Source organism: Kocuria rosea, assembly GCF_006094695.1.
GTDB lineage: Bacteria > Actinomycetota > Actinomycetes > Actinomycetales > Micrococcaceae > Kocuria > Kocuria rosea.
This window is the reverse complement of record NZ_CP035103.1, coordinates 447,991-462,643: the sequence shown is the minus strand read 5'-3', so window position 1 is coordinate 462,643 and position 14,653 is coordinate 447,991. Positions and strand designations below refer to the sequence as shown.

The following is a 14,653-nucleotide window of genomic DNA, read 5'->3' as shown; positions in this document are numbered from 1 at the left end:
ATGTAAAGCGGGGGCGGAGACACGGACAGAGGACATCGGTCTGTCCAATAATGCCAACCACCGGAGTCCCAACCATCCTGTCGAGCCTGGGGGTGGTGAGCCTCTGGAGGTTCCCGTCTGGGTCGGTCTACTTTTCGGGTTCGTCGATGCGCTCCAACGTCCGTCGCCGGATCTGCAGCCGGTGCTCCTTGGTCCAGAACGGGCCGAGCTGCCACCAGATCTCGAAAACCACCACGACGGCGCCGAAGATGATCGCGGCGGCGAGGCCGAAGTGCCGCAGCACCATCAGAATGAAGAAGATGGCGACGGTCTGAAGGAGCAGCACAGACCACCACGCCCGTTGTGGCCAATCCTGAGGCGCCGGCATCCAGTTCTCCTTCCGAGGTGCCGCTGTTCATCCCACACGATGCCGGGGCCGAATAAAGTCGTCCATCCACACATCTGGTGTTTCAACTGGTCCCCTCCTGCGGTCGGCCACTTCCTGCATGCAGGGGATCTGCGCTTACACCTTGGCGGCCAGTCCCTCGAGCCGTTTGATCGCCTCCGCTCGGTGCCCCCGCAGGATCATGGCCCCCTGAAGAGTTGGCAGGTCGAAATCGTCGCGCTGCTTGAGGCCCCGCAGCTCGCGAATGGCGTGGTCGGCGCCGAACCCGCGGGTCCAGCCGTTGTTGCCCTCATAGCTGATCAGGTCGAAGCCTTCCTCCAACTCGGGTGCCGGAGGTGGGGTCTGCTCGTCGGTGCGTAGGTTCGCTGCTCCGCACGCCTTCGCCCAGCCGGGCACCACTTGTTCGGCGTCCCCCCATTGCAGAGCAATGAGCGTCCCGCCCGCAGGGGTGATGCGATGGGCTAGGCACATCGCCTCCAGCAGTGGCCACAGCGCCACCACGATCGGCTGGCTCGGCGCCGCGGCGCGAGACCGCGGGGTGAGGGTGTGTCCCCGCTTTCCGGCCACGGCCAATCCGTCTTCAGCGGCGGCCCGGAAGCTGTTGGACTGGTTGGAGACCACGGTGACGTCGGTCCTGTTGCCCAGCAACGTGATGAGTCGTCGCATCGAGCCCGGCACGCCATCGTCGTTGGACCACGGGATCCAGGCTGGGGTGTACTGGGGCTCCACGTAAGCTCCTCACGTCGTTGTTTGCTTCCGTGATCGAGCGTACGGCGGGGGGGCAGACACGATGCCGCCGACAATCCAATGTGGCCAGCACCTATGAGGGGTCGTCGATCCGCGGCCCTGTATGTTCGCGTGGCGGACGGTGAGCCTGGTGGTGTGGGAGCCTGGCCAGCGTGGAGACTCAGCCTGGATATGACGAACTGGCGGAGCAGTACGAACTCGCCTTCCCGGATCCCTTCCAGACACCCCTGGAACGGCACGCGGTCGCCGCCTTCGCGGACATGGTTTTGGACTCCCCGGGCGATGGCCAGGTCCTGGACATCGGCTGCGGGACCGGCCACGTCACGGCTGAGCTCGCTTCCCGCGGCCTGAGGGTGGTGGGGATCGACCCATCGCACGCCATGCTCAACGTTGCTCAGCGGTCGCACCCCGATGTGCCCTTCCGCCCAGGGGATGCCGACCTGAGCGGCTCACCGGAGCTGACCAATCAGCAGGTTCCTCTCCAGGGCGTTTTGGCCCGGTTCAGCCTGATCCACATCGACCCCCACCTGCTGGTTGGTGTGCTCGACTCGTGGGCGAAGCCCATGCCGGCTGGCGGCGTGGTCCTGCTGGCCTTCCAGACCAACGATAACGATGGACAGCCGGTCGCACCGTTCGACCATGCAGTCGCACCGGCATGGCGTTGGCACCCCGATGAGATGAGTAAGCGACTAGCCCAGGCCAGGTTCCATGAAGCCTGGCGCACAATGAGCCAGCCTGATTCACTACACCGATTCCCCGAATGCCATCTGGCCGCCGTACGCCGCCCGTGACGGCAACCCTTGATGAAACACGGCACCGGGATGTGATGCAGTCGCACGACGCCTGGAACACGGGGTGACCGGCCGACACGCACGGTATGGGCGGGGTGCAAAGTACGGAGCCGTTCCTCGATAGCGTGGACAGACCTACTCCAGGAGGTTCCTCGTGATGGACGTCGCTAGCTTCGGGGCATTCCTCGGACTGTTCATCTGGTTGCTCATGGTCGTCATCACCTTGTGGCTGCTCTATTGGGTGGTGCGCAAGGGCGTCACCGCCGGCATCAAGGACTACGTCCACAAGCACGGCGACCGCACCGGCAGCTGGCAGCCATAGCCCCCAGCACCGTCCCGGTCGGAGACCAGCACCCTTTCCTCGATTTGCCAAGGAGCCCCCGCCGTGCAGCGATCCACCCGTGTCCTCAGCCTCGCCGTTGCCGCTATCACCTCCCTGGCCCTCACCGGGTGCGAGGACAACCTGCTGCTCCAAGACAGACCAGAACCCCTTTCCCAGGTCACGCCCACCGCGACTACCCCCGATCCCGGGTGCACCATCTCAGAAGCCGGCAAGGACCCAGGACAGACCGAGGACATCACCACAGCACCCGACAACTTGAAGCTGAGCTGCGGCGATCGGACCCTGATCCTCGCCGGTGACTACACCAACAAGACCGCCAACAGCTTCTTCCCGGACCACACCGCCATCAAAGCGGCCATCGTCGTCGACGGCGAAGCCCGCATCTGGCACCTCCTCGGCCCCCAGGGCGAGGACGAGGGATGCCTGACCATTCAGCGCCTCGACGAGACCAGCGCCTCCCGCGACGAGTGCGACGCCGAGCGGCTCAACCAGTGGCAGGACAGCGACCCCGCCGCAGAAACCCGCGACACCGCCGCAGCCCAGATCCCCTAGAACCTGCCCCACGGAATAACAGCTGCCCCAAAAGGAACCCCAACTGCAACGGGGTTCATCGGCGGTTTCTCGATCGGTCCGCTGGGGCTGGTCGAGTGCCGCGGTCAGGAGGTGAACTGCGGCCACACCTGGTGGATGGCGGCGATGATCTTCTCGTTGGTGGCCTGCAGTGCCACCAGGTCGGTCTCCTCCTCAAGGCTGCCCCGATACCCGTCCAGATCCACTGCCACACCCTGTTTCCATACGGCGGTGATGTCCTGGGTGGCGGTGATGCCTTCATCCGGGCGCCCGGCCACGAGGACGAGATCGGCCCGTGCCCCCGGGCGGATCACCCCGCGGTCCTGAAGGCCGAAGGCGGCCGCCGGGCCGGAGGTCGCCGCGGCCAGTGCGTCCAGCGGGCTCAGCCCGGCGGCCACGAGATGCTGGAGTTCCCGGTGCAGGCTCGCCCCGTGGACCAGACCCGGGTTGGGGGCATCGGTGCCGGCCAGGATCGGCACCCCCCGGGCGTGCAGTGCCCCCACGTTGCGCCTGGCGGCGGCGAAGTCGGGCGCCCCTGGGGGCATCCACCGCTTCCCCTGGCGCTGGAGCATCCCGGTCCATCCCGGTCCCAGGCGCGAAGCCAGGCGCGACTGACCCAGTAGCGGCATGGTGCCGTCCGGGCCCGGGAAGCCGTCGGCGATGCCCAGTGTGGCGATCACCGGTACCCGGGATGCGGCCAAGACCTCCAGCTGGGCCTCGCTCAACGGCTCGAACGGCACGTGGGCGAGGACGTCGACGCCCTGGGCCACGACGTCGACGGCAGCCGCGGCACTGGTGACGTGGGCGACCACCAGCATCCCGCCCGTGTGGGCGGCCCGGACCAGGGCGGCCACCGTGGGCAGATCCAAGGAGGGCATGCGCATCGGGGCGGTCGAGCCGTCGTCGTAGAAGACCTTCAGATGGGTCGCACCCTCTCCCCTGCGGTCGGCGACGAAGGCCGCGGCGTCCTTGGGTCCGGTGACGTAGGGAAAGGGTGCGTAGGCCATCGTGGGATGCCCACCTGGGGCGGTCGCCCCGATGCTCGAGGTCCTGATCTGCGCCACCTCCGGTCGGTGGTTGCGGGCCAGGACCGGGGTGATCACCTCAGGTTTGCTGAACTGGTCGATCCCGGTGGTCACCCCGAACGTCACCGCCTGGTGGGCGGTCCCGGGCAGCAGGTGCAGGTGCGCATCGATGAGCCCGGGCAGCAGGGTGGCCCCACCTGCCTCCACCACGATGTCCCCGGCGGCCACCAGTTCGGGCCCTCCCACAGCTTCGATGCGCCCGTCCACCACGCGCACCGTGTCATGGGCGCTCATAGTGGTGCCGTCGAAAATCCTCGCGTTATTGATCGTCAGTGCCATGGCTTTCACGGTAGAAGTTGACGCTACGAGAAGGTCAAGGCGATACGGTGGAGCGTGCGCTACTCCATCAGCCAGCTCGCCACCATGGCCGGGATCAGCGCCCGGACCCTGCGCCACTACGACGCCATCGGGCTCCTGGCACCGGCTGAGATCGGGGCCAATGGCTACCGTTGGTACGGCCGGGAGCAACTGCTGCGTCTGCAGCGCATTCTGTTGCTGCGCGAAGTGGGTGTGCCGCTGGGGCAGATCGGGCAGGTGATCGACGGGCAGGTCAACGAGATCACCGCCCTGCGCGCCCAGCGCGAACAGATCCTCGCCGAGCAACACCGTCTGGGCACCGTGATCGAAACCATCGAGGCCACGATCACCGACCTCACCGGCGCCCACACCATGGAACCTGCGGACTTCTTCCGCGGCCTCCACCACGACCGCACTCGGCTGAAGGACCGGCTCAGGGCCGCCCACGGCCCAGCAGTCGAGCACACCTTCGCCGCCGTCGAGACCGCCACCGACGGCTGGGAAATGACCGACTACGAACAAGCAGCCGCCGATAGCCGAGCCTTGCTCCACCGCATGGCCGGACTCATGCGACACCAGGTGCCGCCTGATGACCAGGACGCCCAACAGCTCGTCGAGGAACACCACGAAGCCATCGCCCAGTTCTGGAAACCGGATGCCGAGGCCTACCGCGCCCTGGCCGATCACTACCTCAACGACGACCAACAACGGACCTGGATCGCCGACGTCGACCCAGCCCTACCCGGCTGGCTGGCGACAGCAATGAAGTACTACGCCACCCACCACCTGCACGGCGCAACCACGCCTTGACCCCTAGGGCGTGTCTGACAATCGTTTGGACCACGCGAGCACCGCCTTCAGGATCACCGCGGCCCGGTAGACGATCGCGTACTTGTCATACCGGGTTGCCAGCCCGCGCCACTGCTTGAGTTGGGCGTACTGGCGCTCGATGACGTTGCGGCCCTTGTAGGCGGCCGCGTCGAGGCCCACGGGCCGCCCACCGTGGGAGCCCCGGCGTTTCCGGTGGCCCTGTTGGTCCGCCGGCTCGGGGATCACGGTCTTGATGCCACGAGTGCGCAGATGGGTGCGGATCGCCCGTGATGAGTACGCCTTGTCGCCCAGGACCGCGTCCGGGCGGGTGCGGGGCCGACCTGCCGGCCGGGTCACACGCAGCTGTTCCAGCAGCGGCAGCAGCATGGGCGAGTCTCCTGCTTGGCCAGGGGTGATCAGGCTGACCAGTGGCAGCCCTGCACCGTCGACGAGCTGATGGATCTTCGTGCTCAGCCCGCCGCGAGAACGTCCGATGCCGTGATCGGCCGGCTCTTCACGCGGATTCTTGTAGTTCGATCCATCCCCCTGTGTGGCGGGTGGTGTTCGTGGCGTGCTGATGTGCCCGGGCGATCGTGGAGTCCACCGCCACCGACCAGTCGATCAGGCCTTCCGCGTCCGCGGCGGCGGTCAGTGTTGCCAGCACCGTGTCCCAGGTGCCTTCTTCGACCATGCGTCGATGCCAGGTCCACACGGTCTGCCACGGACCGAAGACCTTGGGCAGATCGCGCCAGGCGATCCCGCACCGGTACCGGTAGATGATGGCCTCGACCATCATCCGCGCATCCGAGAACGGCCTGCCCTGCCGGCCTGTGCGAGTAGGGAGCATCGGGGCGATCAGCTCCCACTGAGCATCAGAGAGGATGTGGAACCGGGACATGCCTTCCAAGGTGTCAGCCGGCCCCTGGACTCATTGTCAGACACGCCCTAGTGTTTCCGTACAGCCCGTGACCGGGACTCCCCCTCGGGTTCGCCCCTTCTCCCGCCCCGTCAGGGGCCTCGTTGGAGACAGAAAGGCAACAGTTTCTATGACCACCAAGAACCGCGCCGTGGCATTCCACGGCATCAGGGACGTGCGCGTCGACGAGCTGGACTTCCCCAAGCTGGAGATGCCCGACGGCTCCGCCGCCCCGCACGGCGTCATCCTCAAGATCGTCGCCACCAACATCTGCGGCAGCGACCTGCACATCTACCGCGGGTCCTTCCCCGTGCCCGAGGGCATGGTGCTGGGTCACGAGATGACCGGCCAGGTGCTGGAGGTCGGCAGCGACGTCCAGTTCCTGAAGGAGGGTGACCTCGTCTCCGTGCCGTTCAACGTGGCCTGCGGCCGCTGCCGCAACTGCCGCGCCGGCCGCACCGAGGTGTGTGAGACCGCCAACCCGGAGCAGGCGTGCGCCGCCTACGGCTTCAATCTGGGCGATTTCCAGGGCGGACAGGCCGAGTACCTGTTCGTGCCGTACGCCGACTTCCAGCTGCTGCGCTTCCCGGACCAGGAGCAGGCTATGGAGAAGATCCTGGATCTGGCCGTGCTCTCGGACATCCTCCCCACGGCGTTCCACGGTCTCATGGCGGCCGGCGCCAAGCCCGGCTCCACCGTCTACATCGCCGGTGCCGGCCCCGTGGGCCGGTGCGCCGCGGCTGCCGCTCGGCTGCTGGGCGCCTCGTGCATCATTGTGGGCGACCAGGACGCCTCGCGGCTGGAGCTGGTACGCAAGCACGGCTGCGAGACTATCGACCTCTCCGCCACGGAGAACCTGCAGGACGCCGTGAACGACATCCTCGGCGAGCCGATGGTGGACTGCGCGGTGGACTACGTCGGCTCCGAGGCCCACGGCCTGGGCTCCGCGGCCGATGAGATGCAGCCGATCGCCGCCGTGAACCAGGTCCTGGACATCACCCGTCCGGGCGGAGCCACGGGCATCATCGGCATCTACGGGCCGGACCCGATCGCGGAGACGAAGGCCGAGCAGGAGGGCACCTTCCCGGTGGACTTCGGCAAGGCCTGGATCAAGTCGCCCCACATCATCGGCGGCCAGGCGCCCATCATGCGCTACAACCGCCAGCTGATGATGTCGATCCTGTGGGACCGGATGCCGTACCTGACGGAGATGGTCAACCCGCGCGTGATCAGCCTGGACGAGGCACCCCAGGCCTACGCGGAGTTCGACCAGGGCTCCGTGGAGAAGTTCGTCATCGACCCCCACGGGATGATCGCCCGCTGAGCGACGCCGCCTGTTTCGTCAGGCTCAGTCTGGGTGGTTCTCCACCGCACCGCGCACTCCGCCAAAGTGGGGTGCGCGGTGCCGCATGGGTGCCCGGTCCGCTCTGGCGGCGTCGTCACGATGCCCAACAATGGCGCGATGCCCAGGATGCACCGGGCCGAGATGGGCATGCCGTTGCCGATAACGGTGTGACATCCCCGCCGTCTCGACCGTAGAGGATCAGTGCGACCGGCCATCCTGCGTGATGGGGAGGACACCCTCGTCGTCATGCGTCTGGACCGGTTGGCCGGTCCCTGCCGGATGCGTTGCGCACCGTGCAGGCCCTGGCTGATCGGGGGATCGGCTTGCAGGCGTTGGACGTGGACCTGGACACCTCCACGGCCTCGGGACGGCTGATGCTGAACATGCTGTTGATGCTGGCCGAGTGGGAACGGGATCTGCTGCGTGAGCGCACCTTCGAGGGCGTGGCCCGGGCCCGTGCGGCCGGACGGCGTCCGGGGCCGAAGCCGAAGTTGGATGAGGAGAAGACCGCCGCGGTCCGGGCCGCGGTGGCCGGAGGGCAGCCCGTGGCCGCTGTGACACGCTCGTTCGGAGTCTCCCGGCCCACGATCTACAAGGCACTTGACACCACCAAGGCCGGCCAGCCCTGAACGGCCCGCGCCCTGTGGATGTCCGCGGTTCGGGCCGGTTCTTCCCCGTAGGGTGAGACCCGTCGCGATGTCCTTCTTTAAGGGCCGCGACAGTGAGTGAGCCGCCTGTTCTCTCGTTCTAGTGTGGGCGCCCCCGCCCTTGTCTTGATCGATATAGGGGGCGGGGGCATTTCACTTCCGCCCGGGCCGCGCGCGGCCACCCGGTAGCCCCCACCGGGCATCACCCTTGCTCAGACCGGGGTAGCAGTGCAACTACCGCAGTACCGCATTCACGCTTGCGTTACTGCGGTAGTGCGGTCACTGTTCGGGGTGCTGGGCTTCGATGGCCTGGATGATCAGCTGGGACATGGGTACCCCGGCCTCGACGCTGTGCCGGCGCAGGTGCTTGTGCAGGCGTTCGGGCAGGCGGATGGAGGTGGCCTTGATGGGCTCGGTGGCGGCCTGGGCGTGGGCGGCGTAGGCCAGGGTCATGTCCGGGCCGTCGGTCGGAGTGGCCGGGGCGGGGGTGCGACGGCCGCGGGCGGCGCCGGGGGTGGGCTTGGTGCTCACGGGCGGGTTATCTCCTGGATCTCCTCGGCGACCTGGATCCAGGGGCCGAGCGCGGTGCGGGTGGGATAGGTGCCGTGGGTGTGCTTGAAGCTCTCGCGGGTGGGGATCGTGGTCGCCAGCTGCGGGACGTTCTCGGCGGCCAGCAGGTCCACGACCTAGGGCGTGTCTGACAATGAGTCCAGGGGCCGGCTGACACCTTGGAAGGCATGTCCCGGTTCCACATCCTCTCTGATGCTCAGTGGGAGCTGATCGCCCCGATGCTCCCTACTCGCACAGGCCGGCAGGGCAGGCCGTTCTCGGATGCGCGGATGATGGTCGAGGCCATCATCTACCGGTACCGGTGCGGGATCGCCTGGCGCGATCTGCCCAAGGTCTTCGGTCCGTGGCAGACCGTGTGGACCTGGCATCGACGCATGGTCGAAGAAGGCACCTGGGACACGGTGCTGGCAACACTGACCGCCGCCGCGGACGCGGAAGGCCTGATCGACTGGTCGGTGGCGGTGGACTCCACGATCGCCCGGGCACATCAGCACGCCACGAACACCACCCGCCACACAGGGGGATGGATCGAACTACAAGAATCCGCGTGAAGAGCCGGCCGATCACGGCATCGGACGTTCTCGCGGCGGGCTGAGCACGAAGATCCATCAGCTCGTCGACGGTGCAGGGCTGCCACTGGTCAGCCTGATCACCCCTGGCCAAGCAGGAGACTCGCCCATGCTGCTGCCGCTGCTGGAACAGCTGCGTGTGACCCGGCCGGCAGGTCGGCCCCGCACCCGCCCGGACGCGGTCCTGGGCGACAAGGCGTACTCATCACGGGCGATCCGCACCCATCTGCGCACTCGTGGCATCAAGACCGTGATCCCCGAGCCGGCGGACCAACAGGGCCACCGGAAACGCCGGGGCTCCCACGGTGGGCGGCCCGTGGGCCTCGACGCGGCCGCCTACAAGGGCCGCAACGTCATCGAGCGCCAGTACGCCCAACTCAAGCAGTGGCGCGGGCTGGCAACCCGGTATGACAAGTACGCGATCGTCTACCGGGCCGCGGTGATCCTGAAGGCGGTGCTCGCGTGGTCCAAACGATTGTCAGACACGCCCTAGCAGAACCGGTCACGGAGGAACCCCCATCGCAACCTCACCCTTGTGGAGATGTCCGGTAGCCGGGCCATATGTAAAGCGGTGGAGGCGCCCCGACTCCCTCACTCGACTCCGCACTTCCTGCGCGGGGCTTGGTATCGGTGTGGGGTGGCAGCGACAGGACAATCAGGGTGCTGCGCGGTCTTTTCCGACTCATGCGTGTGGTGGCCGATCGTGCGGATCGGTCATCGATGACGACGGTGATGACGTGTGGTCATCGGGTACGAGTGAGCGGGTCCATCCGGCGAACGTGGTCGTGCGCCAACTCTCGGGCCGATTGCAACCCCCTCTCCTCAGGATCGCGACTTCCTCGCGTTATGGGCAGCCGATGACGACACCTATACTTGCAAATGAAATGCAAGATTAAGAATGGATGAGTCACGTGACCAGTCGCCCACGGCTCCACGGCCGCGCGTCATGGCATCGCCGGAGTGCCGCACCGATCCGCATCTGGATGGGCGTGCTGCTGGTCGTCATCTTGGTCCATCGCTGGGTTCCTGACTTCCGCTGGGTGATGGTGCACCTGGTGACCCTGGGCTTGATCACCAATTCGATCATGGTGTGGTCCCAGCACTTCACCGAGTCGTTGCTGAAGAACCGGCTGCCCGATGGCGCCAGGAGACGGCAACTGGCCCGCATCCGCACGCTCAACGTCGGGATCGTGCTGCTGATCGCCGGGTTGCTGAGCACCTGGTACTGGCTGACCGTGCTGGCGGCGGTCCTGATCGGGGCCGCGCTGACCTGGCACGGCACTGCGCTGCTGGGGCAGCTGCGCACGGCGCTGCCGTCGCGATTCGCTGTGACCGTGAAGTATTACGTGGTGGCGGCGTTCCTGTTGCCCGTCGGGGCGGTGCTGGGGGCCGTGCTGGCCGCCGGGCTGTCCGCACCGTGGCATGCCCGGGTCCTGTTGGCGCACGAGGCGACCAATGTGCTGGGCTTCGTGGGGTTGACGGTCGCGGGCACGCTGCTGACGCTGTGGCCCACGATCTTGCGCACCCGCATGGTCGGTTTCTCCTCTCGGATCACCGCAGTCGCTCTGCCGGTGATGACCGGGGGGATCGTGACCACGGTCGGGGGATCCCTGCTCGGGACGGTGTGGGTGACGGTGGCCGGTCTGGCCGCCTACATCTGTGGGCTGGTGGCCGTGGCGGTGGTCATGGCCGGCACCGCTTGCCGTCGGCGGCCGGCCGACTATGCGGGCTTCTCCGTGGCTGCCGGGGTGATGTGGTGGTTGGCCACGACGGTGGTGATCACCTGGCTGGTGGCCGGGCACGGATTCGAGACCGCGGTGCTGCGGCAGCTGACCGTGCCGTTCGTGGCCGGTTTCCTGGCCCAAGTACTGCTGGGGGCCATGACTTATCTCCTGCCTATCACGATGGGCGGCGGCCCGGCGACCGTGCGGGCCGCCAATCAGGTGATCAACCGGGCGGCCATGTTCCGTGTGGTGGTCATCAATCTGTGCGTGCTGCTGTTCAGTCTGCCCCCCGGTCTGTTGCCGTCCTGGGTACGAGCCGTGGTCTCGGTGCTGGGGGCCGCGGTGTTCTTCGCCTTTGTTCCTCTGATGGTCTCTGCGGCCAAGGTCTCGGTGGCCGGGCGGAAGGCCGCTGCGGCACCGCCGTCTCGAAACCGGGCCCGGGCGGACACGTCGGCACCGAGCCCGGCTGCCCCGGGCGGGGAGGTGCCGGCTTCCCGGCATGTCCGCGGGGCAGTGGCCGGGGTCCTCACCGTGGCCACCGCGGTGGTGGTGGGCATCGCGCTGAATCCGGCGGCGGCCGGCTTCGATCTTCGCGCTCAGGGCGCCGGCCCGGTGCAGGCCACCGGAAGGACCACCACCGTGGAGGTCAGCGCCGAGGAGGGCATGCGGTTCGAGCCGGCCTCGGTGGAGGTCCCGGTGGGTGACGAGCTGGTGATTGAGCTGACGAGCAACGACCCCACGAACGTCCATGACCTCGTCCTGGCTTCCGGGGCCAGCAGCGGCCGGGTGGCCCTCGGGCAGACCGTGACCGTCGATGCCGGGGTGATCGGTGGGTCGGTGGAGGGTTGGTGCTCGATCGTCGGGCACAAGAGCATGGGCATGGGCTTCGACGTCATCGCGGTCGACGCAGACGGTACCGCCGTGGCTGCGGCACCGGCGGCAGCGCAGGAGGCGCCCGGGCACCCCGGCCTGCACGCGCCCGCCTCGGATCCAGCCGCGGATCCGGCCGCGGATCCAGACCCGGCCGTGGACTTCGGCGCCGCACCCGGGGATCAGTTCGACACCCGCTCCCCCGTGCTGGAACCGGTGGACGGTGAGCCGGAGAGCGGGCGCCGGGTGCACCGGGCGGAGCTCGAGGTCGAGGAGATACCGCAGGAGATCGCCCCGGGAATGCAGTTGCAGGGGTGGACCTACAACGGCCGGTACATGGGCCCGACCCTGCACGGGCGGGTGGGCGATGTCTTCGAGATCACCCTGGTCAATGACGGTTCGATGGGGCATTCGGTGGACTTCCACGCCGGTGCACTCGCCCCGGACGGGCCGATGCGCACCATCGCCCCGGGAGAGTCGCTGGTCTACCGGTTCGAGGCCGTTCGCTCAGGCATCTGGCTCTACCACTGCTCCACAGCTCCGATGAGCACGCATCTGGCGGCCGGGATGTTCGGGGCCGTGGTGATCGACCCGCCCGGTCTGCCGGGCGTGGACCGGGAGTTCCTGCTGGTGCAGAACGAGACCTATCTCTCCCCGGCCGGGGACACTGCCGATGGAGGGGCGAACGCGGTGGTGGCCCCGGAGCGGGTCGCGCAGGGCGTGCCGTCGCTGACGATGTTCAACGGGCACGCCACCCAGTACGTCCACGACCCGCTCACTGCGCGGACCGGTGAACGGGTGCGGATCTGGGTGTTGGCCGCCGGGCCGTCGAAGGGGATGAGTTTCCATGTGGTGGGTGGCCAGTTCGACACCGTCTACAAGGAGGGCGCCTATCTCCTGCCTCCGGGTGGCACCGGGCAGGGCGGGGCCCAGGTCCTGGACCTGGCACCGGCCCAGGGCGGGTTCGTGGAGCTGGAGTTCTCCGAGCCCGGGACCTACCCGTTCGTCAATCACTCCCTGGCCGAGGCCGAACGCGGGGCCAGAGGGCTGATCCGGGTTTCCCCGTGACACCTCCTCTGCGCGCCCGACGAAGCCCACTCGTACCTGCCTGTCAGGACGACAGTCAAAGGTTTGTGACGCTCCCGCCCGCCCGAAGGGCAGAGCGCGGTGGAGGCCGTGTGAGTGGCCGGGACCCACCGGTACGGCCACAACGAACCCGTCCATCGCTACCGAAAGGAATGATCATGGTGCAGAAGTCGTCGTTGACCGCCCTGGCCCGCCACCAGCTGGAGATCGCCCAGCAGGCCCCGAGTGGGCGCAGCGCTCACACAGTGTTCGGCGGCCATGAGCAGGTGATGCGCCAGACCGTCATCGCGCTGCGAGCCGGCTCCGGGTTGAACGAGCACAACAATCCCGGTGAGGCCACCGTGCACGTCCTCCACGGACGAGTGCTCCTGAGCGCCGGGGAGCTTCAGTGGAACGGATCCCCAGGGGATCTGCTCATCGTCCCGCAGGCCCGTCACGGGCTGGAAGCGGTGGAGGACTCCGTCGTGCTGTTGAGCGTGGCCAAACACCGCTGAATTCCCGATGCGCGGCCACGGCACCCGCTACCGCGCACAATGATCGCCCAACTTCCCGTTGAGCGACGATGCGGCACCCGCTTGGTGCTCGCACCGGGACCCGCTGGAGAACCCGATGCCAGCTCGGGCATGAACCGCCAGAATCCTGATCCTGCCGAACCCATCAGAGGAGCAAAATATGCTGTCAGACACCGCCTACCCCGTCGTGAAGTCCACCCTGCCCGTGGTCGGGGAGAACATCCAGGAGATTGCCCGGCGCTTCTACGCGCACATGTTCGGCGAGCACCCCGAGCTGCTGGACGGGCTGTTCAACCGCGGCAACCAGGCCGACGGCCGTCAGCAGCAGGCCCTGGCCGGGTCCGTGGCCGGCTACGCCGGATATCTGGTGAACCGGCCCACCGAGCTGCCCGACCATCTGCTCTCGCGCATCGCGCACAAGCACGTCTCCCTCGGGCTGCACCCGGACCAGTACCAGATCGTCCATGACCACCTCATGTGGGCCATCGTCGATGTCCTCGGCGAGGCCGTCACCGAGGAGGTCGCCGCGGCCTGGGACGAGGTGTACTGGCTGATGGCCAATGCGCTGATCACCCAGGAGCGTGGCCTCTACGAGGCCACCCGCCTGTCCCCGGACACCGTGTGGCGCACCTGGCGGGTGGCCGAGAAGATCCCGGAGACCGCCGACGTCACGACCTTCGTGGTGGAGCGCGTCGATGAGCGGGAGGTCAAGCCCTCACTGCCGGGCCAGTACGTCACGTGCAAGATGCCGATGCCCGACGGGGTGCACCAACCGCGCCAGTACAGCCTCACGAAGGCCGACGACGGGCGGCACCGGGTGTTCGCCGTCAAGCGCGTCCACGGCAATGGCACCCCGGCCGGAGAGATGTCGACCCTGTTGCACGATCAGGTGCAGGTCGGCGACGAGATCACCCTCTCGGCGCCCTTCGGGGACGTGGTCCTGGAGTACACCGACCGGCCGGTCGTGCTGGTCAGCGCCGGGATCGGCATCACCCCGATGGCCGGGATGCTCTCCCACCTGGTGGCGGCCGCAGCTCAGCGCAAGGTGGTGCTGCTGCACGCTGATGCCTCCCCTGAGGCCTTCGCGCTGCGCACCCAGGTCACCACCGACCTCGAAAAACTGATGGACGGGTCCCTGGCCGTGTGGTTCGAACACCCCTCCCCCACCCCGGGGACGAACGAACACGCCGGGCTGATGGATCTGCGGTCGGTGGAGCTGCCCGCCCAGGCCCAGTACTACCTGTGCGGGCCCCTGCCGTTCATGCAGGCGGTGCGCAGCGACCTCATCGCCCACGCAGTGCCGGCCAAGGACATCCAGTACGAGGTGTTCGGCCCCGACCTGTGGCTCGCCGATTTCGAGTAGGAACGCAAGTTCTGAGGAGGATG

At 67.6% G+C, this 14,653-nt stretch carries 16 protein-coding genes; 10 read left to right on the top strand and 6 right to left on the bottom strand.

Going from position 1 to position 14,653, the window contains the following annotated elements; translation table 11 throughout:
• Positions 1–127: 127 nt before the first annotated feature.
• Positions 128–367 carry a hypothetical protein gene (locus EQG70_RS02095; RefSeq protein ID WP_136341037.1) on the bottom strand — a complete coding sequence of 80 codons (240 nt, stop codon included), beginning with the start codon at positions 365–367 and terminating at the stop codon, positions 128–130.
• Positions 368–502: 135 nt separating this feature from the next.
• On the bottom strand, positions 503–1,114 hold the full coding sequence (locus EQG70_RS02090) for a hypothetical protein (RefSeq protein WP_035929367.1): 612 nt from the start codon (positions 1,112–1,114) through the stop codon (positions 503–505).
• Positions 1,115–1,284: 170 nt separating this feature from the next.
• Here EQG70_RS02090 and EQG70_RS02085 point away from each other — a divergent pair, with 170 nt between their 5' ends.
• The 3 genes from EQG70_RS02085 (at position 1,285) to EQG70_RS02080 (ending at position 2,818) form a co-directional block, all read left to right on the top strand.
• Complete coding sequence (locus EQG70_RS02085; protein ID WP_109223127.1) at positions 1,285–1,923, top strand: class I SAM-dependent DNA methyltransferase; 639 nt, start codon at positions 1,285–1,287, stop codon at positions 1,921–1,923.
• A gap of 154 nt (positions 1,924–2,077) precedes the next feature.
• The gene (locus EQG70_RS18060; protein WP_165440211.1) at positions 2,078–2,245 is read left to right on the top strand and encodes a hypothetical protein; all 168 of its coding nucleotides are present in this window, start codon (positions 2,078–2,080) and stop codon (positions 2,243–2,245) included.
• Between the two features lie 63 nt (positions 2,246–2,308).
• Positions 2,309–2,818 carry a hypothetical protein gene (locus tag EQG70_RS02080; protein ID WP_109223125.1) on the top strand — a complete coding sequence of 170 codons (510 nt, stop codon included), beginning with the start codon at positions 2,309–2,311 and terminating at the stop codon, positions 2,816–2,818.
• A gap of 104 nt (positions 2,819–2,922) precedes the next feature.
• Here EQG70_RS02080 and EQG70_RS02075 read toward each other — a convergent pair whose 3' ends face one another.
• Positions 2,923–4,200, bottom strand: coding sequence for an amidohydrolase family protein (locus EQG70_RS02075; RefSeq protein WP_035929380.1), 1,278 nt, complete (start codon positions 4,198–4,200; stop codon positions 2,923–2,925).
• A 54-nt stretch (positions 4,201–4,254) separates the two neighbouring features.
• Here EQG70_RS02075 and EQG70_RS02070 point away from each other — a divergent pair, with 54 nt between their 5' ends.
• Positions 4,255–5,028 carry a MerR family transcriptional regulator gene (locus tag EQG70_RS02070; protein ID WP_035929384.1) on the top strand — a complete coding sequence of 258 codons (774 nt, stop codon included), beginning with the start codon at positions 4,255–4,257 and terminating at the stop codon, positions 5,026–5,028.
• A gap of 3 nt (positions 5,029–5,031) precedes the next feature.
• Here EQG70_RS02070 and EQG70_RS02065 read toward each other — a convergent pair.
• Positions 5,032–5,926 (bottom strand): IS5 family transposase gene (locus EQG70_RS02065; RefSeq protein WP_138976441.1). Its coding sequence is split into 2 segments (ribosomal slippage): positions 5,032–5,568 and positions 5,570–5,926, totalling 894 coding nucleotides; the frame shifts between segments, so codons are not numbered across the junction.
• A 148-nt stretch (positions 5,927–6,074) separates the two neighbouring features.
• On the opposite strand from EQG70_RS02065, the gene EQG70_RS02060 reads away from it, so the two are divergent.
• Positions 6,075–7,268 (top strand): alcohol dehydrogenase catalytic domain-containing protein, encoded by a 1,194-nt coding sequence (locus tag EQG70_RS02060; RefSeq protein WP_109223264.1) that lies wholly within the window; start codon positions 6,075–6,077, stop codon positions 7,266–7,268.
• A 314-nt stretch (positions 7,269–7,582) separates the two neighbouring features.
• Positions 7,583–7,918, top strand: a complete 336-nt coding sequence (locus EQG70_RS02055; protein ID WP_244296708.1) for a recombinase family protein — start codon at positions 7,583–7,585, stop codon at positions 7,916–7,918.
• A gap of 297 nt (positions 7,919–8,215) precedes the next feature.
• Here the strand turns inward: EQG70_RS02055 and EQG70_RS02050 are convergent, their stop codons facing one another.
• The gene (locus EQG70_RS02050) at positions 8,216–8,467 is read right to left on the bottom strand and encodes a hypothetical protein (protein ID WP_109223263.1); all 252 of its coding nucleotides are present in this window, start codon (positions 8,465–8,467) and stop codon (positions 8,216–8,218) included.
• Complete coding sequence (locus EQG70_RS18055) at positions 8,464–8,619, bottom strand: hypothetical protein (RefSeq protein ID WP_155838828.1); 156 nt, start codon at positions 8,617–8,619, stop codon at positions 8,464–8,466. Before EQG70_RS18055 ends, EQG70_RS02050 begins: the two co-directional genes overlap by 4 nt.
• Before the next feature lie 54 nt (positions 8,620–8,673).
• Here EQG70_RS18055 and EQG70_RS02045 point away from each other — a divergent pair.
• The 4 genes from EQG70_RS02045 to EQG70_RS02030 all read left to right on the top strand — a co-directional run bounded on the left by EQG70_RS02045 (position 8,674) and on the right by EQG70_RS02030 (position 14,630).
• Positions 8,674–9,568 (top strand): IS5 family transposase gene (locus tag EQG70_RS02045; RefSeq protein WP_138976441.1). Its coding sequence is split into 2 segments (ribosomal slippage): positions 8,674–9,030 and positions 9,032–9,568, totalling 894 coding nucleotides; the frame shifts between segments, so codons are not numbered across the junction.
• Positions 9,569–10,058: 490 nt separating this feature from the next.
• Complete coding sequence (locus EQG70_RS02040) at positions 10,059–12,737, top strand: multicopper oxidase domain-containing protein (RefSeq protein WP_109269496.1); 2,679 nt, start codon at positions 10,059–10,061, stop codon at positions 12,735–12,737.
• Between the two features lie 179 nt (positions 12,738–12,916).
• Positions 12,917–13,249, top strand: coding sequence for a cupin domain-containing protein (locus EQG70_RS02035; RefSeq protein ID WP_058874019.1), 333 nt, complete (start codon positions 12,917–12,919; stop codon positions 13,247–13,249).
• Positions 13,250–13,427: 178 nt separating this feature from the next.
• On the top strand, positions 13,428–14,630 hold the full coding sequence (locus EQG70_RS02030) for a globin domain-containing protein (RefSeq protein ID WP_109269495.1): 1,203 nt from the start codon (positions 13,428–13,430) through the stop codon (positions 14,628–14,630).
• Positions 14,631–14,653: the final 23 nt, after the last annotated feature.

Excerpts from the sequence above, each read along its gene's own strand:
- EQG70_RS02095 (WP_136341037.1), bottom strand. The coding sequence starts at position 367 with ATGCCGGCGCCTCAGGATTGGCCACAACGGGCGTGGTGGTCTGTGCTG.
- EQG70_RS02075 (WP_035929380.1), bottom strand. The coding sequence starts at position 4,200 with ATGGCACTGACGATCAATAACGCGAGGATTTTCGACGGCACCACTATG.
- EQG70_RS02060 (WP_109223264.1), top strand. The coding sequence starts at position 6,075 with ATGACCACCAAGAACCGCGCCGTGGCATTCCACGGCATCAGGGACGTG.
- EQG70_RS02040 (WP_109269496.1), top strand. The coding sequence starts at position 10,059 with ATGGGCGTGCTGCTGGTCGTCATCTTGGTCCATCGCTGGGTTCCTGAC.
- EQG70_RS02030 (WP_109269495.1), top strand. The coding sequence starts at position 13,428 with ATGCTGTCAGACACCGCCTACCCCGTCGTGAAGTCCACCCTGCCCGTG.